This window comes from Citrobacter arsenatis (genome assembly GCF_004353845.1).
GTDB lineage: Bacteria > Pseudomonadota > Gammaproteobacteria > Enterobacterales > Enterobacteriaceae > Citrobacter > Citrobacter arsenatis.
This window is the reverse complement of sequence record NZ_CP037864.1, coordinates 1254016-1277623: the sequence shown is the minus strand read 5'-3', so window position 1 is coordinate 1277623 and position 23608 is coordinate 1254016. Positions and strand designations below refer to the sequence as shown.

The 23608-nt window shown below is 51.7% G+C and carries 21 protein-coding genes; 10 read left to right on the top strand and 11 right to left on the bottom strand.

Annotation, left to right across the window (positions count from 1 at the left end):
• Positions 1-69: 69 nt before the first annotated feature.
• Positions 70-1125: a PLP-dependent cysteine synthase family protein gene (locus tag E1B03_RS06970; protein ID WP_133085921.1), complete on the top strand. Its 1056-nt coding sequence runs from the start codon at positions 70-72 to the stop codon at positions 1123-1125.
• Between the two features lie 50 nt (positions 1126-1175).
• Here the strand turns inward: E1B03_RS06970 and cof are convergent, their stop codons facing one another.
• Positions 1176-1994: an HMP-PP phosphatase gene (cof, locus tag E1B03_RS06965; protein WP_133085919.1), complete on the bottom strand. Its 819-nt coding sequence runs from the start codon at positions 1992-1994 to the stop codon at positions 1176-1178.
• A 143-nt stretch (positions 1995-2137) separates the two neighbouring features.
• Here cof and E1B03_RS06960 point away from each other — a divergent pair, with 143 nt between their 5' ends.
• Together E1B03_RS06960 and queC are read left to right on the top strand one after the other, a co-directional pair.
• Positions 2138-3838 (top strand): SgrR family transcriptional regulator, encoded by a 1701-nt coding sequence (locus E1B03_RS06960; RefSeq protein ID WP_103771120.1) that lies wholly within the window; start codon positions 2138-2140, stop codon positions 3836-3838.
• A 64-nt stretch (positions 3839-3902) separates the two neighbouring features.
• Complete coding sequence (queC, locus tag E1B03_RS06955; protein ID WP_133085917.1) at positions 3903-4598, top strand: 7-cyano-7-deazaguanine synthase QueC; 696 nt, start codon at positions 3903-3905, stop codon at positions 4596-4598.
• Between the two features lie 103 nt (positions 4599-4701).
• Here the strand turns inward: queC and fadM are convergent, their stop codons facing one another.
• From fadM to bolA, 9 genes are all read right to left on the bottom strand, one after another.
• On the bottom strand, positions 4702-5100 hold the full coding sequence (gene fadM, locus E1B03_RS06950; RefSeq protein WP_016152055.1) for a long-chain acyl-CoA thioesterase FadM: 399 nt from the start codon (positions 5098-5100) through the stop codon (positions 4702-4704).
• A 209-nt stretch (positions 5101-5309) separates the two neighbouring features.
• Positions 5310-5684 carry a helix-hairpin-helix domain-containing protein gene (locus E1B03_RS06945; RefSeq protein ID WP_133085915.1) on the bottom strand — a complete coding sequence of 125 codons (375 nt, stop codon included), beginning with the start codon at positions 5682-5684 and terminating at the stop codon, positions 5310-5312.
• Between the two features lie 146 nt (positions 5685-5830).
• On the bottom strand, positions 5831-7705 hold the full coding sequence (ppiD, locus tag E1B03_RS06940) for a peptidylprolyl isomerase (protein ID WP_103771117.1): 1875 nt from the start codon (positions 7703-7705) through the stop codon (positions 5831-5833).
• A gap of 267 nt (positions 7706-7972) precedes the next feature.
• Entirely contained in the window at positions 7973-8245 is a 273-nt protein-coding gene (hupB, locus tag E1B03_RS06935) for a nucleoid-associated protein HU-beta (RefSeq protein ID WP_003021629.1), read from the bottom strand.
• Positions 8246-8453: 208 nt separating this feature from the next.
• Positions 8454-10808 (bottom strand): endopeptidase La, encoded by a 2355-nt coding sequence (gene lon, locus E1B03_RS06930; protein WP_038638272.1) that lies wholly within the window; start codon positions 10806-10808, stop codon positions 8454-8456.
• Between the two features lie 184 nt (positions 10809-10992).
• A complete protein-coding gene (gene clpX / locus E1B03_RS06925; RefSeq protein ID WP_003831013.1) occupies positions 10993-12267 on the bottom strand; it encodes an ATP-dependent protease ATP-binding subunit ClpX in 1275 nt (424 codons plus the stop codon).
• A gap of 126 nt (positions 12268-12393) precedes the next feature.
• Positions 12394-13017, bottom strand: coding sequence for an ATP-dependent Clp endopeptidase proteolytic subunit ClpP (gene clpP, locus E1B03_RS06920; RefSeq protein ID WP_003021624.1), 624 nt, complete (start codon positions 13015-13017; stop codon positions 12394-12396).
• Between the two features lie 247 nt (positions 13018-13264).
• The gene (gene tig, locus E1B03_RS06915; protein ID WP_003021622.1) at positions 13265-14563 is read right to left on the bottom strand and encodes a trigger factor; all 1299 of its coding nucleotides are present in this window, start codon (positions 14561-14563) and stop codon (positions 13265-13267) included.
• A 344-nt stretch (positions 14564-14907) separates the two neighbouring features.
• Complete coding sequence (gene bolA, locus E1B03_RS06905) at positions 14908-15225, bottom strand: transcriptional regulator BolA (protein ID WP_103771116.1); 318 nt, start codon at positions 15223-15225, stop codon at positions 14908-14910.
• 306 nt (positions 15226-15531) lie between these two features.
• Between bolA and E1B03_RS06895 the strand changes: the two genes are divergently transcribed.
• From E1B03_RS06895 to cyoE, 7 genes are all read left to right on the top strand, one after another.
• Positions 15532-16110, top strand: a complete 579-nt coding sequence (locus E1B03_RS06895; RefSeq protein WP_016152050.1) for a lipoprotein — start codon at positions 15532-15534, stop codon at positions 16108-16110.
• A 44-nt stretch (positions 16111-16154) separates the two neighbouring features.
• Positions 16155-17630 (top strand): muropeptide MFS transporter AmpG, encoded by a 1476-nt coding sequence (gene ampG, locus E1B03_RS06890; protein ID WP_133085914.1) that lies wholly within the window; start codon positions 16155-16157, stop codon positions 17628-17630.
• A gap of 584 nt (positions 17631-18214) precedes the next feature.
• Entirely contained in the window at positions 18215-19162 is a 948-nt protein-coding gene (cyoA, locus tag E1B03_RS06885; protein ID WP_003847580.1) for a cytochrome o ubiquinol oxidase subunit II, read from the top strand.
• Between the two features lie 19 nt (positions 19163-19181).
• Positions 19182-21173, top strand: coding sequence for a cytochrome o ubiquinol oxidase subunit I (gene cyoB / locus E1B03_RS06880; RefSeq protein WP_003021610.1), 1992 nt, complete (start codon positions 19182-19184; stop codon positions 21171-21173).
• Positions 21163-21777, top strand: a complete 615-nt coding sequence (locus E1B03_RS06875; protein ID WP_003831007.1) for a cytochrome o ubiquinol oxidase subunit III — start codon at positions 21163-21165, stop codon at positions 21775-21777. Before cyoB ends, E1B03_RS06875 begins: the two co-directional genes overlap by 11 nt.
• Positions 21777-22106 (top strand): cytochrome o ubiquinol oxidase subunit IV, encoded by a 330-nt coding sequence (locus E1B03_RS06870; protein WP_003831006.1) that lies wholly within the window; start codon positions 21777-21779, stop codon positions 22104-22106. The genes E1B03_RS06875 and E1B03_RS06870 overlap by 1 nt, the downstream gene beginning before the upstream one ends.
• 11 nt (positions 22107-22117) lie before the next feature.
• Complete coding sequence (gene cyoE, locus E1B03_RS06865) at positions 22118-23008, top strand: heme o synthase (protein ID WP_133085912.1); 891 nt, start codon at positions 22118-22120, stop codon at positions 23006-23008.
• A gap of 95 nt (positions 23009-23103) precedes the next feature.
• Here the strand turns inward: cyoE and E1B03_RS06860 are convergent, their stop codons facing one another.
• Entirely contained in the window at positions 23104-23478 is a 375-nt protein-coding gene (locus E1B03_RS06860; RefSeq protein WP_207949460.1) for a DUF1493 family protein, read from the bottom strand.
• Between the last annotated feature and the right edge of the window lie 130 nt (positions 23479-23608).

Here is a 23608-nt window from a genome sequence, read left to right as displayed (position 1 = left end):
CCAAATGGCAACAATTTTTTCCGTGCTTTTCGCTATTCTGGGCACAAAATGACAAATGGATATCTATTAATGATGAATAGCTCCTGGGTTAAAAACGCCATCAATGAAATCAACGCGGATTACCAGCGTTCTGCAGATACGCATCTCATTCGACTGTCGCTACCGGCGTTCCCGGGCATTCAGATCTATTTAAAAGATGAGAGCACGCATCCGACCGGGAGCCTGAAGCATCGTCTGGCGCGCTCACTGTTTCTGTACGGATTGTGCAATGGCTGGATCAAAGAAGGCACCACCATCATTGAATCATCCTCCGGTTCAACGGCGGTCTCCGAGGCTTATTTCGCCCGATTGTTAGGGCTACCATTTATTGCCGTCATGCCTTCCTGTACGGCGAAACGTAAAATTGAACAGATTGAATTTTACGGCGGTCGCTGTCATTTCGTGGAAAGCGCCTGTGAAATCTATGCGGCTTCTGAGCAGCTGGCGCGTGAGCTGAACGGCCATTACATGGACCAGTTCACCTACGCTGAACGCGCCACCGACTGGCGTGGCAATAATAATATTGCCGACAGCATCTTTCGTCAGATGCAGTGCGAGCCCAATCCCGTCCCCCGCCATATTGTGATGAGCGCCGGAACCGGCGGCACCTCGGCAACCATTGGTCGCTATATTCGCTGTCAGGGCTACGACACTCATCTGATGGTAGTAGACCCGGAAAACTCGGTCTTTCTGCCCTTCTGGCAGGATCGCGATGCCACGCAACGCAGCCCGGTGGGAAGCAAAATCGAAGGCATTGGCCGCCCGCGCGTCGAACCGTCTTTCATTCCTGACGTGGTTGACGAAATGCTGCGCGTTCCCGATGCCGCAAGCGTGGCCACCGCACACTGGCTGGAAACGCAGTTGGGCCGCAAAGTCGGTGCTTCAACGGGCACCAACATGTGGGGAACGCTGCAACTCGCCGCTCGTATGCGCGATGCAGGCGTTACCGGTTCACTGGTAACGCTGCTGTGCGACAGCGGCGAACGCTATCTGGAAACCTACTACAACCCGCAGTGGGTGGACGCGCACATCGGTGACTTAACGCCGTGGAAAGCAGAACTCGCCCGACTGCTAAACACCCATTAACAGGATAAAAAAAAGCCAGACGCGAAGTCTGGCTTGCTGGAAGGGATCTCTCATTCGGGGGAATAAGGTAGATTTGGATTGTCCAGCCAATGCGTCAAAAAGTGTGATACCGCCTGATTGCGGCAATGCCCGATCACCGATAAATGAGGCAGTTCAGCAATCAGTTGCGGCATCGCGTTACCCATAATCAGGCCGCGTCCAACGCTGCCTAACATTTCGCGATCGTTCATTGCATCCCCAAACGCCATACACTCAGCCATTGAATACCCTAAGTGGTCGCTGAGTACCGCCAGCGCAGAGCCTTTGTTGCAGCCCAACGGCAGCACCTCAAGGCAATCAAACGCGGAAAAACAGAGATTCGCCTGTTCGCCGAGCGCTTCATTCAGTTGAATGCGCAATTGGATCAGAGAGTCATGATCGCCGCAGAAGCAGACTTTCGTGACCTGATGCGCCGGAATACGTTTCACATCTACAATCTGGTAGCGAAATCCGCTATAAACATGCGCCTGCAGCAGCGCTGGAATTTCTTGTCCGGTAAACCAACCGTTGTCATTAAAGACATGCATGCTCGCCGTGGTATCCCACTTCTGATGTAACACCATATCCGCAACATTCGGATCCAGATCCTGGCGGTGCAGCACATCGCCCTCAAGAGAGTGAATGCGCGTGCCGTTACCCGTGATCAAAAAAGCGTCCAGTGAGATAGAACCCAAAATATGGCGCATCTCCAGCACATGACGGCCGGTGGCAAAGGTCAGGGTGATATCGCGCTCACGCAGGCGCGCCAGCGTTGAAAGCGTTTCGTCACCTAAATGGTGATTCGGCATCAAAAGGGTGCCATCCATATCAAATGCAGCCAGACGAGCCATTTCTTTCTCCACACTGTGACGCGGTTAACTTGAGATTCAGTATCACCTGAGATATACGGAAGTAATAGTGAATAGATAAAATGAATTGTTCCGGGTTTCTCTGGACAAAAATAGCTAACGGGCATCTGAAGGATAATGTATCAATGCGTCTGCTTAATCGCCTGAACCAGTACCTACGCCTGTGGCAGCCTTCGAACGGAGAACCGCAGTCGGTGACTGTGGGCGAACTGGCCGAGCGCTGTTTTTGCAGCGAGCGCCACGTGCGTACCCTGCTAAAGCAAGCGCAGGATGCTGGCTGGCTGGAGTGGCACGCTCGGTCGGGGCGTGGAAAACGCGGGCAATTGCGTTTTTTGGTGACGCCAGATTCACTGCGCAACACCATGATGGAACAGGCGCTGCAAAAGGGAGAGCAGCTTAGCGTGCTGGAATTAGCTCAACTGGCGCCGGGTGAATTAAGAACGTTGCTACAGCCGTTTATGGGCGGTCAGTGGCAAAACGACACGCCAACCCTGCGTATTCCCTATTACCGCCAGCTTGATCCTTTGCACCCCGGCTTTCTCCCCGGTCGTGCGGAGCAGCATCTCGCCGGACAACTATTTTCTGGCCTGACCCGATTCGACAGCACTACGCAACATCCCTGTGGAGACTTAGCCCACCACTGGAATATCTCCGCCGACGGCCTGCGCTGGGATTTCTATATTCGTTCCACCCTGTACTGGCATAACGGCGATACGGTCAGCAGCACACAGCTACATCAGCAGTTGCTGAAGCTGTTAGAACTCCCCGCGCTGAATAAACTGTTTATCAGCGTAAAGCGCATTGAGGTGACACATCCCCAGTGTCTGACCTTTTTTCTGCATCGTCCCGACTTCTGGCTGGCGCACCGTCTGGCAAGCTACAGTAGCCACCTGGCGCATCCTGAGCACCCGTTTGTGGGTACCGGCCCGTTCCGGTTGACGCTGTTTACTCCGGAGCTGGTGCGTATCGAGAGTCACGATCACTACCATCTGAGTCATCCACTACTAAAAGCCATTGAATACTGGATAACCCCGCAGCTCTTTTCTCAGGACTTGGGCACCAGCTGTCGCCATCCGGTGCAAATTGCGATTGGTAAGCCCGAAGAACTCCCTATGCTAAGCCAGGTGAGCAGCGGGATAAGCCTCGGTTTTTGCTATCTCACGCTCAGAAAAAGCGCGCGCCTGAATACGCAGCAGGCCCGCCGACTGGTCAATATTATCCACCGTTCTTCCCTGCTACAAACGCTTGAGGTGGATGAAAACCTGATCACACCAAGCAATGCGCTACTGCCAGGATGGACTATCCCACAATGGGATGAACTGGACGAGGTGACGCTACCGGAAGAACTAACGCTGGCCTATCACCTGCCGGTAGAGCTGCATGCCATGGCTGAACAGCTTCGCCAGGCGCTGGCGCAACTTGGTTGTGAGTTAACGCTTATTTTTCATAATGCTAAAAACTGGGATGGCGATCATCCTTTAGCCCAGGCCGACCTGATGATGGGCGACAGGCTAATTGGCGAAGCGCCCGAATACACCCTCGAACAGTGGCTACGCTGCGATCAGCTTTGGTCACATGTATTGAGTGCGCCAGCATATACGCATCTGCAAACCACCCTGGATGCCCTGCAAATTCAGGCTGATGAAGACGATCGTCATGCGGCTTTACAACAAGTTTTCGCCACGCTGATGCATGACGCTACCGTGACGCCGCTGTTCAATTATCACTATCGTATCAGCGCGCCGCCGGGTGTGAACGGCGTACGCCTGAATCCTCGCGGCTGGTTCGAGTTTACTGAAGCCTGGCTACCGCCTCCTTCGGCGTGAAGAAGCTGGTCGGCGACACGCCCAGGCGCTACCATATGGGTTTCGTTATTTGTCAGGAAAAGCCATGAAACGTGCCGTTGTTGTATTCAGTGGAGGCCAGGACTCCACAACCTGTCTGACGCAAGCGTTACATCAGTATGATGAAGTGCATTGCGTGACCTTTGATTATGGTCAGCGCCATCGCGCTGAGATTGACGTCGCACGTGACCTGGCCTTAAAACTCGGTGCGCGTGCGCACAAAGTCCTTGATGTCACGCTACTTAGCGAACTGGCCGTCAGTAGCCTTACCCGCGATAACATTCCAGTGCCTGATTATGAACCGGATGCAAACGGCATTCCCAACACCTTTGTGCCAGGACGCAATATTCTGTTTTTAACGCTGGCAGCGATTTACGCGTATCAGGTGCAGGCAGAGGCGGTCATTACCGGCGTTTGCGAAACGGATTTCTCTGGCTACCCGGACTGTCGCGATGAGTTTGTCAAAGCTCTGAACCATGCCGTAAGCCTGGGGATGGCAAAAGATATCCGCTTTGAAACCCCGCTAATGTGGATCGATAAAGCCGAAACCTGGGCACTGGCCGATTACTGGGGCAAGCTGGACCTGGTACGCAAAGAAACGCTAACCTGCTATAACGGCATTAAAGGTGACGGATGCGGTCACTGTGCAGCCTGTAATCTGCGCGCCAACGGCCTGAACCATTATCTGGCGGATAAACCGGCAGTGATGGCGGCAATGAAGCAGAAAACCGGGTTAAAGTAATCTGCTGAGTTGTGCCGGATGGCGGTGCATGCACCTTATCCGGCCTACATCTACTTCTCGTTTTGTAGGCCTGATAAGCGAAGCGCCATCAGGCAACTTTCCGTTACTTCACCATCTGCTCCAGTTTCTCGCGCAACTCCCCTTCCAGCGGCAGCGCTTTTTGCGTTTTCAAATCAATACAGACGAAGGTAATCAACGCGTCTGCTACCACCTGCCCTTCCGGCTCCAGGGTGATGGTCTGGTTCAACACGCCGCTTTTGCCATTTAGCTGTTGGACCTGGCTGGTAATGGTCAGCAGGTCGCTCAGCACCGCTGGTCGGCGGTAGTTGATATTAATATTCACGACCACAAAAGCGATGTTGTGTGCGGTCATCCACTGAAAGCTGTCACTGTTCTCCAGGCCATCCCAGCGGGCTTCTTCCAGAAATTCCAGATAGCGGGCATTGTTAACGTGCTGATAGACATCAAGATGAAAACCACGAACTTTGATTTGTGTTTGCATAGCGCAGAAACCCTAATTTTATAGAAATGCTCTAAGGATTTCGAGTTGCAGGAAGGCGGCAAGTAAGCAAGGCCGATGAGCTTACAATAGTAAGTGATTCGGGCGAGCGAGCGTAGCCAACGCATCTGCAGCTTGAAAGACGACGAGTATAGAGGCCATAACTGGTATGACCTCTATAGTGTGGCAAATATTGGCCACTGCGCAAGTTATTAAAGTGTTAAAACAGCCAAATTACGTTCAACCAGTGAGCTCCCCATGCCCGGCACCTGCTTTAAATCCTCCACCGTTTTAAACGGTCCGTATTCCTCACGATAGCTCACAATCGCCTGCGCTTTCTTTAGACCGACGCCATTCATAACTCGTGCCAGATCCTCGGCAGAAGCGCTGTTGATGCTTACCCTGGTGCCTTCATCGTCGCTCGCTTTAGCCGGTTGCGTGGCTTTGCTTTGCGCCACTGCGGAAGCCTCCGCTTTGGCCTGAGTCGCCTGACTTTTGGCGACGGGCTCTGCAGCCAGTGCGCTTTGCGCCATGCCGGCGCAGGACAATGAAAGGGTGATAAGCAGGGCTTTGATTCCATGTTTCATACTGTTTTCTCCTTGTTTGTTAACAGTGGAATCACGATAGCGGGACGCAGAACGACAGACAAACGGCAAATATCAGAAATGGAAAAGGCCGCGAAAGCGGCCTTTTGTCGATACAACTTTTTGCAATTTTTTGCGAGCAGCCTCGGTTATTGCTGCTGTTCCAGCGCGTCACCGACTTTAATTTTTGCGGCTTTACGCAGGTTGCTCATCAGCGCTTCGAAGACAATCTGTGCATTGTTCTGGGTAATCCCCTGAACCATCGCTTTCTTCTGTGCTTCAGGCATAGAACCGGCTTTCACCTCGTCCAGCGCCAGCAGAACAACGTTACCTTGCATGTCGCTCGCCACGCCGTAGCTCGGTTTGTCTTTCGCTGGCAGGCTCAGGCCAAATGCCGCCTGACTCAGCGGATCCTGCCCGGTACGGCTCAGCGTTTTCGCCTCGCCAAAGCTCAGACCTGCCGCTTTCATTGCTTCATCGCCTTTACCGGCCTTAAGATCCGCCAGCAGTTTATCGGCATCAAGCTTCGCCTGCTGCTCTGCTTTATTGTGCTTAACGAGCGCAGTTACCTGATCTTTCACTTCAGCCAGTGGCTTAACGGCTTCAGCTTTGTGCTCTGCAATACGCAGTACAAACGCGCGGTCGCCATCCACGGTGATGATGTCGGAGTTACTGCCAGGCGTACCGTTTTCGCCAACCAGACCACCATTGAAAATGATGTCAGCGACCGGTTTGAAGTTCAGCTCTTCCGGCAGGCTGTCACGGCTAAACCAGCCCGTTTCAACCGCTTTCATACCTGCAGCCTGCTCCGCGCCCGCCAGGGACTCGTTATCGTTGCTGGCGGCATCGCTCACTTTCTGCTGCAGTGCGTAGTAGGCATCCAGCGCTTTTTCCTGCTTCACTTTCGCCGCAATGTCGTCACGGGCTTCGCTCAGCGGTTTAACCTGCGCAGGCTGTACGTCGTCAAGACGCGCAACGAGGAAACCAACGGAAGACTTAATCACACCTGACAGCTGGCCTTTTTCTTTCAGACCCGCATTCTTCAGCTCATCCGGGGTAGTGGAGTCTTCCAGCCATCCCATATCACCGCCTTTACGGGCAGAGATGATGTCAGCAGATTTTTCTTTTGCCAGCGCAGCGAAATCACCACCTTTGTTCAGCTCGTCCAGTACCGCTTTCGCTTCATCTTCCGTTTTGGTCTGAATGATGCTGTAGCGGTTACGCTGCGGCTGAGTGAACTGATCCTGATGCTGGTCATAGTAAGACTGAATATCAGCATCGCTGGCCGTCTCCTGCATAGCAGCAGCGTCCAGTTTGATGTAGCTCACACGGAACTGTTCCGGCGTCATAAAGTTGTTTTTATTCTGCTCGTAGTAGCTGGCAACTTCCTGCTCGGTAACTGACTGCTTTGCGGCCAGAGCGTTAACGTCAATCGTCGCTTCGCGTACGATGCGCTGCTGTGCGACCAGTGCCGCCAGCTCGTCCGTTTCGCCTTTCAGCATGAAGTCCGTACCGGCAACGCCGTTAACCAACTGCTGGGTAGTCAGTTGATTACGTAATGCCTGAGCGTACTGATCGGCGGTCATTCCCATCTGATTAACAATCGCGTTGTAGCGGTTGTTATCAAATTTGCCGTCCACCTGGAACGCAGGTGTGGCGAAAATAGCCTGTTTAACCTGATCGTCGCTGATGTTGAGCTTAAGCTCGCGGGAGTACTGATCCAGCAGAGCTTCATCAATAAGACGATTCAGTACCTGCTGACGCAGCGTTTTCATGTAGCCTTCGTTCGCAGCCAGCTCGGAGTATTGATCGCCCAGCTGTTGCTGCATGCGGTTACGTTCGCTGTTGAACGCATTCTCGAACTGCCCGCGGCTGATCTCCTGGCCATTCACTTTGGCGGCGAAGTTATTGCCCCCGCCAATCAGGTAACCACTCACGCCGGTCAAAATGAACGACACGATAATGATACCGAAAATAATCTTGAGCACGAGACTGTTAGCAGCCGTGCGTAAGCTGTCCATCATGGTGTAACCACACTCCGCTGTAGATGACTATACGCGTTATCTCTCAAGCCGCCTGCGCGTTGGCATAACAACGGCGGCAAGGATTTTGAGTATATATGCTTCACGCAGCATAGCGTTTCCTGAACGCTGCGCACAAAGGCCTATTGTGACAAGAAACAGGGGCAATTGTCAGCCCACAACGCATAGAAAGTACCGGAAATACAAATAAAAAAGGCACATCAGTCGATGCGCCCTTGTACTTCGTCACATCCCCAAAGGGGAAATCACTTAGTTTACCGCGTCTTTCAGTGCTTTACCTGCACGGAAGCCCGGTACTTTAGCCGCGGCGATGGTGATCTCTTTACCTGTTTGCGGGTTGCGACCAGTACGGGCAGCACGCTCTTTAACGGCAAAAGTACCAAAACCTACCAGCGCTACGTCATCACCTTCTTTCAGAGATTCGGTAACAGAAGCAATAATAGCATCTAACGCACGTCCAGCCGCAGCTTTAGAGATATCAGCCCCTGCAGCAATTTTGTCGATCAGTTGAGATTTATTCACTCTTCTCTTCCTCTTTATAATTTATATCGCACCTGAATCCTTCAAAGTGCGAACGCGCAGCAGTTATATCAGGCCTGCCATGCCCTTACAACACCCGTTAATGATGGCAAGCCCAATCCGTCATCTAAATTAGCTATACAAAAAAAGGCTGGCAAGTCCGAAATGACCTGCCAGCCCTGTTTTTATTAGTGCTCTTTGCGCGAGGTCACTATTTTGCGGTTACAACCTGCATTCCGGAGGGTTCATTTTGCAACGCGAGAGTCAGAACTTCCTCAATGCGTTTCACCGGATGGATGTCCAGATCGGCAATAACGTTGTCCGGAATCTCTTCCAGGTCACGTTTGTTTTCGTCTGGAATTAAGACCGTCTTAATACCACCACGGTGTGCCGCCAGCAGTTTTTCTTTCAAACCACCAATAGGCAGAACCTGACCACGCAGGGTGATCTCGCCAGTCATCGCCACATCGGCGCGAACCGGGTTACCGGTCAGACAAGAAACCAGCGCGGTACACATGGCAATACCTGCACTTGGACCATCTTTCGGCGTCGCCCCTTCAGGAACGTGAACGTGGATGTCGCGTTTTTCGTAAAAATCAGGATTAATACCCAGTTTTTCCGCACGCGCCCGCACCACGGTCAGTGCCGCCTGAATGGACTCCTGCATGACTTCACCCAGAGAACCGGTGTAAGTCAGCTTACCTTTGCCCGGTACGCAGGCGGTTTCGATGGTCAGCAGATCGCCACCCACTTCCGTCCACGCCAGACCGGTCACCTGACCGACGCGGTTTTCGTTGTCCGCACGGCCATAGTCAAAGCGCTGTACGCCCAGGTAGTCGTGCAGATTGTCGCCATTAATCACAATATGTTTCAGTGACTTGTCGAGCAGCAACTGTTTTACTGCTTTGCGGCACAGTTTGGAGATTTCGCGCTCCAGACTACGCACGCCTGCTTCACGGGTGTAGTAACGAATAATACCCACAATGGCACTATCGTCGACCGTCAGCTCACCTTTTTTCAGCGCGTTACGCTCAATCTGTTTCGGCAACAGGTGACGTTTAGCGATGTTCAGCTTCTCATCTTCGGTATAACCGGACAGACGGATCACTTCCATACGATCCAGCAGCGGTGCTGGAATATTCATGGAGTTAGAGGTCGCAACAAACATCACGTCGCTGAGATCGTAGTCCACTTCCAGGTAGTGATCGCTGAACGCCACGTTCTGCTCTGGATCCAGCACTTCAAGCAGTGCGGAAGCCGGATCGCCACGCATGTCGGAAGACATTTTGTCGATCTCATCAAGCAGGAACAGCGGGTTTTTAACGCCCACTTTGGCCATTTTCTGGATCAATTTACCCGGCATAGAACCGATATAGGTCCGGCGGTGACCGCGAATTTCAGCCTCATCACGCACGCCGCCCAGCGCCATACGAATGTATTTACGTCCGGTGGCTTTAGCGATGGACTGCCCCAGAGAGGTTTTACCTACCCCCGGCGGTCCAACCAGGCACAGGATCGGGCCCTTGATTTTGTTCACACGGCTTTGAACCGCGAGATACTCAAGGATACGATCTTTGACGCGTTCCAGACCGTAATGGTCGGTATCGAGGATTTCCTGCGCCTGACGCAGGTCTTTTTTGACCTTGCTACGCGCATTCCACGGCACCTGAACCATCCAGTCGATATAGCCACGCACTACGGTCGCTTCCGCCGACATCGGAGACATCATTTTCAGCTTCTGCAGTTCTGCTTCCGCTTTTTCTTTTGCCTCTTTCGGCATTTTCGCCGCGTCGATTTTACGCTTCAACGCTTCGTTTTCGTCTGGCGCGTCGTCCATCTCGCCGAGCTCTTTCTGAATGGCTTTCATCTGCTCGTTCAGATAGTACTCACGCTGGGATTTTTCCATCTGCTTTTTCACGCGGTTGCGAATGCGTTTCTCAACCTGCAGCAAATCGATTTCAGACTCCATCATCGCCATCAGATATTCCAGACGTTCGTTAACGTCGGACATCTCCAGCACGGACTGCTTGTCAGCCAGCTTCAGCGGCATGTGCGCAGCGATGGTGTCCGCCAGACGTGCAGGATCGTCAATGCTGTTCAGCGACGTCAGCACTTCTGGTGGGATTTTCTTGTTCAGCTTGATATAGCCTTCGAACTGGCTGATAGCGGTACGCACCAGCACTTCCTGTTCGCGCTCATCAATAGCAGGCGAGTCAAGGTACTCCGCTTTCGCAGAGAAGTGCTCACCGTTGTCAGACAGCGCTGAAATACGCGCGCGCTGTAACCCCTCGACCAGCACTTTTACGGTGCCGTCAGGCAGTTTCAGCATTTGCAAAATAGAGGCCACGGTCCCGACGGTGAAAAGATCGTTTACACCCGGCTCATCCGTTGACGCTTCTTTCTGTGCGACCAGCATGATTTTTTTATCATGGTCCATAGCCGCTTCCAGACAACGGATAGATTTTTCCCGCCCTACAAATAAGGGTATGACCATGTGCGGATAAACCACCACATCGCGCAACGGCAATACGGGGATTTCAATGCGTTCAGAACGCTCAGGATTCATAGAGCTCTCTCTTAGTTTAGTTTCCGCCAGGTAATCAGATGGTACGACTGTGCTCCACACCACCTTTAACATGTATGTCAGTATATGGGGATGTTTCCCACACATTCAACGCCATGTTTACGGAAAAATAAAAGGGGAGATAAAATCCCCCCTTTTTAATTAAATGTCTGTATGAATTGATGAATTATTCGCCAGATGCCTGCTGTGCTTCCGGCTTACCGTAAATCAGCAATGGCTTGCTCTGACCGCCAATCACCGACTCATCGATCACCACTTTTTCGACGTCTTCCATAGATGGTAGATCGTACATGGTGTCGAGCAGCGCGGCTTCGACGATAGAACGCAGACCACGAGCACCGGTTTTACGCGCCATCGCTTTCTTGGCGATCGCATCCAGCGCTTCTTCACGGAATTCCAGATCGACACCTTCAAGATTGAACAACGCTTGGTACTGCTTGGTCAGGGCGTTTTTCGGCTCTTTGAGGATCTGGATCAACGCTTCTTCACTCAATTCGCTCAGCGTCGCCACAACCGGCAGACGGCCGATGAACTCAGGGATCAGACCAAATTTGATCAGATCTTCCGGTTCTACCTGCGACAGCAGTTCACCTTCGCTGGCTTTATCAGACTGCGCTTTTACCGTTGCGCCAAAACCAATGCCGGAGCCAGTTTCAACACGGTTAGCAATGACTTTATCCAGACCGGCAAATGCACCACCGCAGATAAACAGGATCTTGGAGGTATCAACCTGCAGGAATTCCTGCTGAGGATGTTTACGCCCCCCCTGCGGCGGAACGGCGGCAACCGTACCTTCGATCAGTTTCAACAGCGCCTGCTGTACGCCTTCGCCGGAAACGTCACGCGTAATGGACGGGTTGTCAGACTTACGAGAAATCTTGTCGATTTCATCGATATAGACGATCCCGCGCTGTGCTTTCTGCACGTCGTAATCGCACTTCTGCAGCAGTTTCTGAATAATATTTTCAACATCCTCACCCACATAACCGGCTTCGGTCAGCGTGGTGGCGTCGGCCATGGTGAACGGAACGTCCAGCAGGCGCGCCAGCGTTTCAGCCAGCAGCGTTTTACCGGAACCCGTCGGGCCAATCAGCAGGATGTTACTTTTGCCCAACTCGACGCCGTTGCTGGTGTCGCCGTTGCGCAGACGTTTGTAATGGTTGTATACCGCGACCGCCAGCACTTTCTTCGCCTGCTCCTGACCGATAACGTAATCGTCCAGATGGTTGCGAATTTCATGTGGCGTCGGCAGCGCACTGCGTTCACGGTGCGGTGCTACTTCCTTAATCTCTTCGCGAATGATGTCGTTGCATAAATCAACACATTCGTCGCAGATATACACGGATGGTCCGGCAATCAGCTTACGCACTTCATGCTGGCTTTTGCCGCAAAAAGAGCAGTACAACAATTTGCCCGAGCCATCTTTGCGTTTATCTGTCATGGGTCAAAACCTCTTCTTTGTTCTTTGTGCCGCACACGACGACGCAAATGCCATTCTCAGGCGCAAGACGCTAGTCAGCGTTGTGCCGCTCCAGGTAATTATAGCGGCACACCTGCGCACTGGGCATTAATTACGATGGGTCAAAATCGAGTCGACCAGACCGTACTCTACCGCTTCAGAAGCGGAGAGGAAGCGATCGCGCTCAGTATCACGTTCAATCTGCTCAAGAGATTGACCCGTATGATGCGCCATAAGTTCGTTCATGCGCCCTTTTACCTTTAGGATTTCACGGGCATGAATTTCAATATCCGTAGCCTGGCCCTGGTAACCGCCCAGAGGCTGGTGGATCATGACGCGAGAGTTAGGCAGGCAAAAACGTTTACCTTTCGCCCCGGCGGTCAGCAGGAACGCGCCCATTGAGGCCGCCTGGCCCATACAAATGGTGCTGACGTCCGGCTTAATAAACTGCATGGTGTCATAGATAGACATCCCGGCAGTGATCACCCCACCAGGGGAGTTGATGTACAGGTAGATATCTTTTTCTGGGTTTTCTGCTTCCAGGAACAGCATCTGCGCCACGATCAGGTTAGCCATATGGTCTTCGACCTGGCCGGTCAGAAAAATGACGCGTTCCTTAAGTAGACGAGAATAGATATCAAAAGAGCGCTCACCACGTGAGGTCTGTTCAATGACCATCGGCACCAGCGCCATATGGGGTGCAAAGTTATCTCGTTCGCCGCTGTATGACATTTCCGTCTCCTGGATAAAATTTGAAAAAACCTGCTGTGCTGATTGTAACCTTATGGACGGATTATCAGCTAGTCCCTCAGTAATGGGTACGACATCGCCATAATTCAAGCATAACAATCTTTTGTTGTAACGCTAACACTGAAACGCTGTTTTCGCACTCTTCCCATGCAAAATGCGTGACAAAAAAAAACCCGCCACCAAAAGGTGACGGGCTTGCGTACGAAATTCGTGCTAAAAAAGAGACGAATTACGCCTGCTGGTTCATCAGTTCGTTGAAGGAAGTGGCTTTTTCAGTCACTTTCGCTTTCGCCAGAACGGCTTCAACAGCCTGCTCTTCCAGAGCGACGTTACGCATGTTGTCCATCAGCTCTTTGTTTTTGCTGTAGAACTCAACAACTTCTTTCGGATCTTCGTAAGCAGAAGCCATCTCTTCGATCAGGCCTTTAACGCGATCTTCGTCAGCTTTCAGTTCGTTGGTACGAATCACTTCGCCCAGCAGCAGACCAACAACTACACGACGCTTAGCCTGTTCTTCGAACAGTTCACGCGGCAGTTCCAGAGCTTGTTTCTCGTTGCCGCCGAAACGCTGTGCAGCCTGACGACGCAGAACGTCGATTTCGCTGTCGATCAGAGCAGCCGGTACGTCGATGTCGTTAGCTTTTACCAGACCTTCGATCGCCTGAGACTTAACGCGGTTACGCACAGCGCCTTTCAGCTCGCGTTCCATGTTTTTACGGACTTCAGCGCGCAGGCCTGCTACGGAACCATCTTCAACGCCGAAACGTTTGATGAATTCTTCAGTCAGTTCCGGCAGTTCGCGTTCTTCAACTTTCTTCAGGTTGATAACGAACTTAGCGGCTTTACCTTTCAGGTTTTCAGCGTGGTACTCTTCCGGGAAGGTCACGTCGATAGTGAACTCTTCGCCAGCTTTGTGGCCTTTAACGCCTTCTTCGAAGCCTGGGATCATACGACCCTGGCCCATCGCCAGTACGAAGTCAGACGCTTTGCCGCCTTCGAACTCTTCGCCGTCTACAGAACCGGTGAAGTCGATGGTTACACGGTCTTCTGCATCAGCAGCGCCGTCTTTGTCTTTCCAGGTAGCCTGCTGCTTACGCAGGGTATCCAGCATCACGTCAACGTCAGCGTCGGTAACTTCAACAACCGGTTTTTCAACTTCGATTGCTTCCAGACCAGTCAGCTCAACTTCCGGGTAAACTTCGAACTCTACCGCGTAAGTAAAATCTTCACCCAGTTTGTATTCGCCCGGAACGTAGTTCGGTGCGCCAGCCGGGTTGATTTTTTCTTTGATGATCGCGTCAACGAAGTTGCGGCTCATCAGGTCGCCCAGAACGTCCTGGCGAACAGACGCACCATAACGCTGAGCAACAACATTCATCGGTACTTTTCCTTTGCGGAAACCGTCAATACGCACTTTCTTCGCTACGTTGACCAGCTCGCTTTTCACAGCGGTCTCGATGCTGTCAGCAGCGATAGTAATCGTTACACGGCGGCCAAGGCCTTGAGTGGTTTCAACTGAAACTTGCATCTTGTTACCTCAAAAAATCACAGTGCTCGGTCAACTCTTCTCCGCAAGCACAGGTTGTTGGCTTCGCGGAACTGGGATGTTCTCATAAGCAATCACATTCCCTGTCGTCAGAATCATCCCGAAGACATTCCGAAAAATAAGACGCGCATTATAGCGGCATCACTTTTATGAGTCGAGAACGGTTATCGCGCGTTGCTGCGGCTTTTTTCACAATTCCCGGCTAATTTTTGTCTGAATACTGTAAGACTGCCCCAGAATTCAGACAAAACAAAACGGCCCGCAGGCCGTTTTCACATAATCTGTAGCAACATACTGGAAAAGCGTCGGTTGTTGCAAATCCGTTTTTACGCGATGCTTCCCGCCCCACGACACGGAGGCGATGCAAAAATCGTATCCTGCAACGCTTCCCACTCCTTAATGGTGTAGGTATGCAGGGCAAGCGCATGAACGGTTGTGGAAAGCTCCGTCGTTAATGTGCTGTAAATCATCCGATGGCGATTAAGAAAACGTTCACCTGTAAAGCGATCGCTAACCAGCACAACCTTAAAGTGGCTTTCAGAACCAGCCGGGACATTGTGACGATAGCTTTCATCCACAACTTCGAGGAACACGGGTTCGAACGCTGCCCTTAATTTTTCTTCTATTTGCTCACGAATCATCATGAAATTTTTCCTCCGACAACGCTGAGATGTCACCCATCCCTTTAAATACTAGCCGCTTTTACCGTTTCCATTACACCTTAGCAACAAAAAATTAGCGTTTGTCTGATTTTCTCAGCCAAACGGATGAAGTTCACTGAATCCACCCTTCGATTTATTGCAAAAAGTCCGTTTATGGTCTCCACAAAGTCATAAAACGGACAACACAATGAATTTACATGCGTTACCCACTTCCCCTCATCGTTGGCGATGTTATGATGGCGGGAATTTTCTCCAACCATACAATTTAGATTCGCTGAGAGCCCTGGCATGTTTAAAAAAATCCTCGTCCCGTTTGTCGCGCTGTTTATGTTAGCTGGATGCGCAACGCCGCCGACCACTATTGAAGTTTCCCCGAAAATCACTCTGCCGCAGCAGGACCCAAGCCTGATGGGCGTGACCGTTAGCATCAACGGTGCCGACCAGCGTCAGGATCAGGCACTGGCAAAAGTCACCCGCGACAACCAGCTGGTTACCCTGACCGCGTCTCGCGATCTGCGTTTCCTGCTGCAAGAAGTGCTGGAAAAACAGATGACTGCGCGCGGTTATATGATTGGGCCAAACGGTGCTGTTAACCTGCAAATCATTGTTAGCCAGCTGTATGCTGACGTGTCTCAGGGTAGCGTGCGTTATAACATCGCCACCAAGGCAGACATCGCCATCATTGCCACCGCAGCTAACGGCAACAAGATGACCAAAAACTACCGCGCAAGCTATTCTGTTGAAGGCGCACTGCAGGCCTCCAATAAAAATATCGCTGACGCCGTTAACAGCGTGCTGACCGACACCATCGCTGATATGTCTCAGGACACCAGCGTTCACGATTTCATCAAGCAGAACGCTCGTTAATTTCTGCCCATATGGCCCGGCGCTCGTCGGGCCTATAGAAGCCCATGTCCAGTCATTACTTACGTATTTTTCAGCAACCACGTTCAGCTATCCTGCTCATACTGGGATTTGCCTCCGGTTTACCGCTCGCTCTGACTTCGGGTACGCTTCAGGCGTGGATGACGGTCGAGAATATCGATCTTAAAACCATTGGTTTCTTTTCTCTGGTCGGCCAGGCCTACGTGTTTAAGTTCCTCTGGTCCCCGCTAATGGACCGCTACACGCCGCCGTTTTTAGGTCGACGTCGCGGTTGGCTGCTGGCAACCCAGGTACTGTTACTGATTTCTATCGCCGCGATGGGCTTTCTGGAGCCTGGCACGCAGCTGCGCTGGATGGCCGCGCTTGCGGTGGTGATCGCGTTTTGCTCGGCATCGCAGGATATCGTCTTTGATGCCTGGAAAACCGACGTGTTGCCCGCCGAAGAACGCGGCACCGGCGCGGCTATCAGCGTGCTGGGCTATCGTTTAGGGATGCTGGTTTCCGGCGGGCTGGCCCTGTGGATGGCCGATCGCTGGCTGGGCTGGCAGGGCATGTACTGGCTGATGGCGGCGCTGCTAATACCTTGTATCATCGCTACTCTGTTAGCGCCCGAACCGACTGATGCTATTCCGGTGCCCAAAACGCTGGAGCAGGCTGTAGTCGCCCCGCTGCGCGACTTTTTTGGTCGTAACAACGCCTGGCTGATCCTGCTGCTGATTGTGCTGTATAAGCTTGGGGATGCTTTCGCCATGAGCTTGACCACCACCTTTTTAATCCGCGGCGTTGGGTTTGATGCGGGTGAAGTTGGCGTGGTGAATAAGACGCTTGGGCTGCTGGCCACTATCGTTGGCGCATTGTACGGCGGGATCCTGATGCAGCGCCTTTCGCTGTTTCGCGCCTTGCTGATTTTCGGCATCCTGCAGGGGGCATCGAATGCGGGTTATTGGTTATTGTCCATCACTGACAAACACATGTTTAGTATGGCGACCGCCGTCTTCTTTGAAAACCTGTGCGGTGGAATGGGCACGGCTGCGTTTGTCGCCTTATTAATGACGCTGTGCAATAAGTCCTTCTCAGCGACTCAGTTCGCCCTGCTCTCCGCGCTTTCAGCCGTTGGTCGCGTTTACGTTGGCCCAGTAGCGGGTTGGTTTGTCGAAGCGCACGGATGGCCAACGTTTTATCTGTTCTCCGTGTTTGCCGCGATCCCCGGCCTCATACTGCTGCTGGTTTGTCGTCAGACGTTGGAGCATAGCTGGCAAAACGAAAGCTTTATACCACGCACGGAATTTCGTGGAGCGTACAGCCTGGCTTTAATGACGTTGGTAGTGGGCTGCTGCCTGTTGCTGGCTTGGTTGTTGCTGTTAATCATGAATGCGCTGGATTACACCAAGTTCTCCTTCCTGCCGGAACTGCTTGAAGTCTCAGTGGTGGTCGCGGTCTGTGGAGTCGTTTTTGGTGGATTGTTGGATTATCTGGCACTGCGCAAAACCCGTCTGGCGTGACGTTGCATATTTATGCTCTAAATAATTCGAGTTACGGGAAGGCGGCGACGCAGCAAATCCCCAGGAGCTTACATAAGTAAGTGACTGGGGTGAGCGAGGAAAGCCAACACACCCGTAGCTTGAAGTATGACGAGCATATTTGGTCGTTGTAATCACCCTACGTAATTATAACGGCTAAATAAACACCAATCGCTAAAAATATTATTTGTTATTTTGTGCGCCAAAGAATTTGGAAATTATTGACGCCTTTTATATATACTATTTTCCTTACTCGATTCAGCCGCAGCAGTTTTATTTTTTGTTCCTAAATTGTCTTTTTATTGATAATCAATTGTTAACCAATTGTTTTATTTTCGCATTGGTTATACCAATTGCCCTCAGCACGCCTCCCGCCTGCCCGCTTTCGTTATAACGTGATGTTGCAACAGGTTCTTAAAGACCAAGCGACATATATTGCAACATATGTGACATGCACGGCAGAACCCAGTAACACAGATCCAGAGATGTTTACAGTAATGTAACCTTCCCGTAAAATGCCCTCACACTTTAAACGCCACCCGGTCCCGTGGAATTGAGGTCGTTAAATGAGACTCAGGAAATACAATAAAAGTTTGGGATGGTTGTCATTAATTGCAGGCACTGCGTTACTCAGTGGCTGTAATTCTGCGCTGCTTGACCCTAAAGGACAGATTGGACTGGAACAACGTTCATTGATACTGACGGCATTTGGCCTGATGTTGATTGTCGTTATTCCCGCCATCTTGATGGCTGTTGGTTTTGCCTGGAAGTATCGTGCAAGCAATAAAGATGCGAAGTACAGCCCGAACTGGTCACACTCCAATAAAGTGGAAGCTGTGGTCTGGACGGTGCCGATCTTAATCATCATTTTCCTTGCCGTTCTGACCTGGAAAACCACTCACGCTCTTGAGCCAAGCAAACCGCTGGCGCATGACGAGAAGCCCATTACCATCGAAGTGGTTTCCATGGACTGGAAATGGTTCTTCATCTATCCGGAACAAGGTATCGCTACCGTGAATGAAATCGCCTTCCCGGCGAATACTCCGGTTGAGTTCAAAGTGACGTCCAACTCCGTGATGAACTCCTTCTTTATCCCGCGTCTGGGTAGCCAGATTTATGCCATGGCCGGTATGCAGACTCGACTGCATCTGATCGCCAACGAAGTCGGTACTTATGATGGTATCTCCGCAAGCTATAGCGGACCAGGCTTCTCCGGTATGAAGTTCAAGGCTATCGCAACAAAGGACCGCGCCGAATTCGACCAATGGGTTGCTAAAGCTAAACAGTCCACGAACACCATGAGCGACATGGCTGCGTTCGAAAAAGTGGCTGTGCCAAGCGAATACAACCAGGTGGAATACTTCTCCAACGTGAAACCCGATTTGTTTAAAGATGTTATTAACAAATTTATGGCTCACGGTAAGAGCATGGACATGACCCAACCCGAAGGTGAGCACAGCGCACACGAAGGCATGGAAGGCATGGACATGAGCCACGCGGAATCCGCTCACTAAGGGGCCGAGGAAGAATACGATGTTCGGAAAATTGACGCTGGATGCAGTGCCGTTCCATGAACCTATTGTCATGGTTACGATTGCTGCCATTATCATCGGTGGTGCGGCCTTACTGGGCCTTATCACTTACTTCGGTAAGTGGACCTACCTGTGGAAAGAGTGGCTGACTTCTGTTGACCACAAACGCCTTGGCATCATGTATGTCATCGTCGCAATCGTCATGTTGATTCGTGGCTTTGCCGACGCCATCATGATGCGTAGTCAGCAAGCGCTGGCTTCTGCAGGTGAAGCGGGCTTCCTGCCACCTCACCACTACGACCAGATCTTCACGGCTCACGGCGTGATTATGATCTTCTTCGTGGCAATGCCATTTGTTATCGGTCTGATGAACCTAGTGGTTCCGCTGCAGATCGGCGCTCGTGACGTTGCATTCCCGTTCCTGAACAACCTGAGCTTCTGGTTCACCGTTGTCGGCGTAATCCTGGTTAACCTGTCTCTGGGCGTGGGTGAATTCGCACAGACCGGTTGGCTGGCCTACCCGCCACTTTCGGGAATAGAGTACAGTCCAAGCGTCGGGGTCGACTATTGGATATGGGCAGTCCAGTTGTCCGGTATTGGTACTACCCTGACAGGTATTAACTTCTTTGTGACCATCATTAAGATGCGTGCGCCAGGAATGACCATGTTCAAGATGCCGGTATTTAGCTGGGCATCTCTGTGCGCGAACATCCTGATTATCGCCTCTTTCCCAATCCTGACGGTTACCGTCGCGTTGCTGACCCTGGATCGCTATCTGGGCACCCATTTCTTTACCAACGATATGGGCGGCAACATGATGATGTACATCAACCTGATTTGGGCCTGGGGCCATCCGGAAGTGTACATTCTGGTTCTGCCAGTCTTCGGTGTGTTCTCCGAAATCGCGGCAACCTTCTCGCGTAAACGTCTGTTTGGTTACACCTCGCTGGTGTGGGCAACCGTGTGTATCACCGTTCTGTCGTTCGTTGTTTGGCTGCACCACTTCTTCACCATGGGTGCGGGCGCTAACGTAAACGCCTTCTTCGGTATTACCACCATGATTATCGCCATCCCGACCGGGGTGAAGATCTTCAACTGGCTGTTCACCATGTATCAGGGGCGTATCGTATTCCACTCAGCGATGCTGTGGACGATTGGCTTTATCGTCACCTTCTCAGTCGGCGGCATGACCGGCGTACTGCTGGCGGTGCCGGGTGCGGACTTCGTACTGCACAACAGTCTGTTCCTGATTGCGCACTTCCATAACGTTATCATCGGCGGCGTCGTCTTTGGATGCTTCGCAGGTATGACCTACTGGTGGCCAAAAGCGTTTGGCTTCACGCTGAACGAAACCTGGGGTAAACGCGCATTCTGGTTCTGGATCATCGGCTTCTTCGTAGCATTTATGCCGCTGTACGTGCTGGGCTTCATGGGGATGACCCGTCGCCTCAGCCAGCAGATTGACCCGCAGTTCCATCCGATGCTGGTTGTTGCCGCCTGCGGCGCCGCGCTGATTGCACTGGGTATCCTGTGCCAGCTGATTCAGATCTACGTGTCTATTCGCGACCGCGAGCAGAACCGTGACCTGACCGGTGACCCATGGGGTGGTCGTACGCTGGAGTGGGCAACCTCTTCCCCACCTCCGTTCTACAACTTTGCCGTTGTGCCGCACGTTCACGAGCGTGATGCCTTCTGGGAAATGAAAGAAAAAGGTGAAGCGTACAAGCAGCCTGCGCACTATGAAGAAATTCATATGCCGAAGAACAGCGGTGCCGGTATCGTCATTACCGCCTTCGCAACACTGTTTGGTTTCGCCATGATCTGGCATATCTGGTGGCTGGCGATTGCAAGCTTCGCAGGCATGATCATCAGCTGGATTGTGAAAAGCTTTGATGAAGACGTGGATTACTACGTGCCGGTCCCGGAAGTCGAAAAACTGGAAAACCAGCATTTCGATGAGATTACTAAGGCAGGGCTGAAAAATGGCAACTGATACTTTAACGCACGCGACTGCCCACGCGCACGAACACGGGCACCACGATGCAGGCCAGACCAAGATCTTCGGATTCTGGGTCTACCTGATGAGCGACTGCATTCTGTTCTCTATTCTGTTTGCAACCTATGCCGTTCTGGTGAACGGCACCGCAGGTGGCCCGACAGGTAAGGACATTTTTGAACTGCCGTTCGTTCTGGTTGAAACATTCCTGCTGTTATTCAGCTCCATTACTTACGGCATGGCAGCGATTGCCATGTACAAGAACAACAAGAGCCAGGTTATCTCCTGGCTGGCGTTGACCTTCTTGTTCGGTGCCGGATTCATCGGGATGGAACTCTATGAATTCCATCACCTGATTGTTAACGGTATGGGCCCGGATCGCAGCGGCTTCCTGTCTGCGTTCTTCGCGCTGGTCGGTACGCACGGTCTGCACGTCACCTCCGGTCTTATCTGGATGGCGGTGCTGATGGTGCAAGTTGCTCGTCGCGGCCTGACCAGTACTAACCGTACCCGCATCATGTGCCTGAGCCTGTTCTGGCACTTCCTGGATGTGGTGTGGATCTGTGTGTTCACTGTTGTTTATCTGATGGGGGCGATGTAATGAGTCATTCTAACGAGAGCGGCGGCGCATCCCATGGCAGCGTAAAAACCTACATGACAGGTTTTATCCTGTCGATCATCCTGACGGTCATCCCGTTCTGGATGGTCATGACAGGTTCTGCCTCTCCGGCCGTCATTCTGGGAACTATTCTGGCAATGGCAGTGGTACAGATTCTGGTGCACCTGGTGTGCTTCCTGCACATGAATAGCAAATCTGATGAAGGTTGGAACATGACGGCCTTTGTCTTTACTGTGCTAATCATCGCCATCCTGGTTGTAGGCTCCATCTGGATTATGTGGAACCTTAACTACAACATGATGATGCACTAAGAGCGGCGATTATGATGTTTAAGCAATACCTGCAAGTAACGAAACCAGGCATCATCTTTGGCAACCTGATCTCGGTGATTGGGGGATTCCTGCTGGCCTCAAAAGGCAGCATTGATTATCCCCTGTTTATCTACACGCTGGTTGGGGTGTCACTGGTTGTGGCGTCGGGTTGTGTATTTAACAACTACATCGACAGGGATATCGACAGGAAGATGGAGAGGACCAAAAACCGCGTGCTGGTTAAGGGTCTGATTTCCCCTGCGGTCTCGCTGGTATACGCCACCCTGCTGGGTATTGCTGGCTTTATGCTGCTGTGGTTTGGCGCGAACCCTCTGGCCTGTTGGCTGGGGGTAATGGGCTTCGTGGTCTATGTGGGCGTTTATAGCCTGTATATGAAGCGCCATTCCGTTTACGGTACGTTGATTGGCTCACTCTCCGGCGCTGCGCCGCCGGTGATTGGCTACTGCGCCGTAACCGGTGTGTTCGATAGTGGCGCGCTGATCCTGCTGGCTATTTTCAGCCTGTGGCAGATGCCGCACTCTTACGCGATTGCAATTTTCCGCTTCAAGGATTATCAGGCTGCCAACATCCCGGTACTGCCGGTGGTGAAAGGTATTTCGGTCGCGAAGAACCATATCACGCTGTATATCATCGCATTTGCTATCGCCACGCTGATGTTAACCCTGGGCGGCTATGCAGGTTATAAATACCTGATTGTTGCTGCGGCGGTGAGCGTCTGGTGGTTGGGCATGGCGCTGCGCGGTTATAAAGTGGAAGATGACAAAGTCTGGGCGCGCAAGCTGTTCGGTTTCTCTATCATCGCCATTACCGCGCTCAGCGTTATGATGTCGGTCGACTTTATGGTGCCAAACTCGCAGAACCTGCTGACTTACGTCTGGTAAGTTAATCGTCACATCTTCTATGCCGGATGGCGGCTGACGCCTTATCCGGCCTACACAAAAGCACATTGCTTGTAGGCCGGATAAACGTAACCCCATCAGGCATCTTCCTGTTTATTATCCGTCCAGATTTCAAACAGCCATTTCCCCGCTTCAGCCGACTCAGCAAACATCCTTACGGTTAACGGTATGCGTGTTGCTTCCACTTCTTCCCGGTTAGCTTTGAACCATCTGGTTAATAGTGGCAGATTGTGCCATGGATAATAAGGTTTCCAGTTCACACATGATAAATCAACTTTGAACTCTTTCTCATATCGATCCAGAGCGCTGTGGAGATCATCTCCGGGGACATCAAACAATTCTGAGTCGAGTTCTAAAGGAACCTCCTTCCATTTTTCATCCAAATACCCAGGTATTTCTTCCCTGAAAAGTTTTAACACATCGTCTTGAATACTCACTAGAATGATGTCCACTGAATACAGTCATCAGCTTGAAACAATTGGTTATATTTATCGCGAAATACCATTTTCCTTTTCCCTGTTTCCATTAGTAATAACCACAAAAAGACTACACCTGTAATTATCGCAAGTAAATTAGTTGCGA

What these genes read in the sequence shown, in the direction of transcription:
- E1B03_RS06970 (WP_133085921.1), top strand. Translation starts at nt 70, where the DNA reads ATGATGAATAGCTCCTGGGTTAAAAACGCCATCAATGAAATCAACGCG.
- cof (WP_133085919.1), bottom strand. Translation starts at nt 1,994, where the DNA reads ATGGCTCGTCTGGCTGCATTTGATATGGATGGCACCCTTTTGATGCCG.
- E1B03_RS06960 (WP_103771120.1), top strand. Translation starts at nt 2,138, where the DNA reads ATGCGTCTGCTTAATCGCCTGAACCAGTACCTACGCCTGTGGCAGCCT.
- queC (WP_133085917.1), top strand. Translation starts at nt 3,903, where the DNA reads ATGAAACGTGCCGTTGTTGTATTCAGTGGAGGCCAGGACTCCACAACC.
- fadM (WP_016152055.1), bottom strand. Translation starts at nt 5,100, where the DNA reads ATGCAAACACAAATCAAAGTTCGTGGTTTTCATCTTGATGTCTATCAG.
- E1B03_RS06945 (WP_133085915.1), bottom strand. Translation starts at nt 5,684, where the DNA reads ATGAAACATGGAATCAAAGCCCTGCTTATCACCCTTTCATTGTCCTGC.
- ppiD (WP_103771117.1), bottom strand. Translation starts at nt 7,705, where the DNA reads ATGATGGACAGCTTACGCACGGCTGCTAACAGTCTCGTGCTCAAGATT.
- lon (WP_038638272.1), bottom strand. Translation starts at nt 10,808, where the DNA reads ATGAATCCTGAGCGTTCTGAACGCATTGAAATCCCCGTATTGCCGTTG.
- clpX (WP_003831013.1), bottom strand. Translation starts at nt 12,267, where the DNA reads ATGACAGATAAACGCAAAGATGGCTCGGGCAAATTGTTGTACTGCTCT.
- clpP (WP_003021624.1), bottom strand. Translation starts at nt 13,017, where the DNA reads ATGTCATACAGCGGCGAACGAGATAACTTTGCACCCCATATGGCGCTG.
- tig (WP_003021622.1), bottom strand. Translation starts at nt 14,563, where the DNA reads ATGCAAGTTTCAGTTGAAACCACTCAAGGCCTTGGCCGCCGTGTAACG.
- bolA (WP_103771116.1), bottom strand. Translation starts at nt 15,225, where the DNA reads ATGATGATTCGTGAGCAAATAGAAGAAAAATTAAGGGCAGCGTTCGAA.
- E1B03_RS06895 (WP_016152050.1), top strand. Translation starts at nt 15,532, where the DNA reads ATGTTTAAAAAAATCCTCGTCCCGTTTGTCGCGCTGTTTATGTTAGCT.
- ampG (WP_133085914.1), top strand. Translation starts at nt 16,155, where the DNA reads ATGTCCAGTCATTACTTACGTATTTTTCAGCAACCACGTTCAGCTATC.
- cyoA (WP_003847580.1), top strand. Translation starts at nt 18,215, where the DNA reads ATGAGACTCAGGAAATACAATAAAAGTTTGGGATGGTTGTCATTAATT.
- cyoB (WP_003021610.1), top strand. Translation starts at nt 19,182, where the DNA reads ATGTTCGGAAAATTGACGCTGGATGCAGTGCCGTTCCATGAACCTATT.
- E1B03_RS06875 (WP_003831007.1), top strand. Translation starts at nt 21,163, where the DNA reads ATGGCAACTGATACTTTAACGCACGCGACTGCCCACGCGCACGAACAC.
- E1B03_RS06870 (WP_003831006.1), top strand. Translation starts at nt 21,777, where the DNA reads ATGAGTCATTCTAACGAGAGCGGCGGCGCATCCCATGGCAGCGTAAAA.
- cyoE (WP_133085912.1), top strand. Translation starts at nt 22,118, where the DNA reads ATGATGTTTAAGCAATACCTGCAAGTAACGAAACCAGGCATCATCTTT.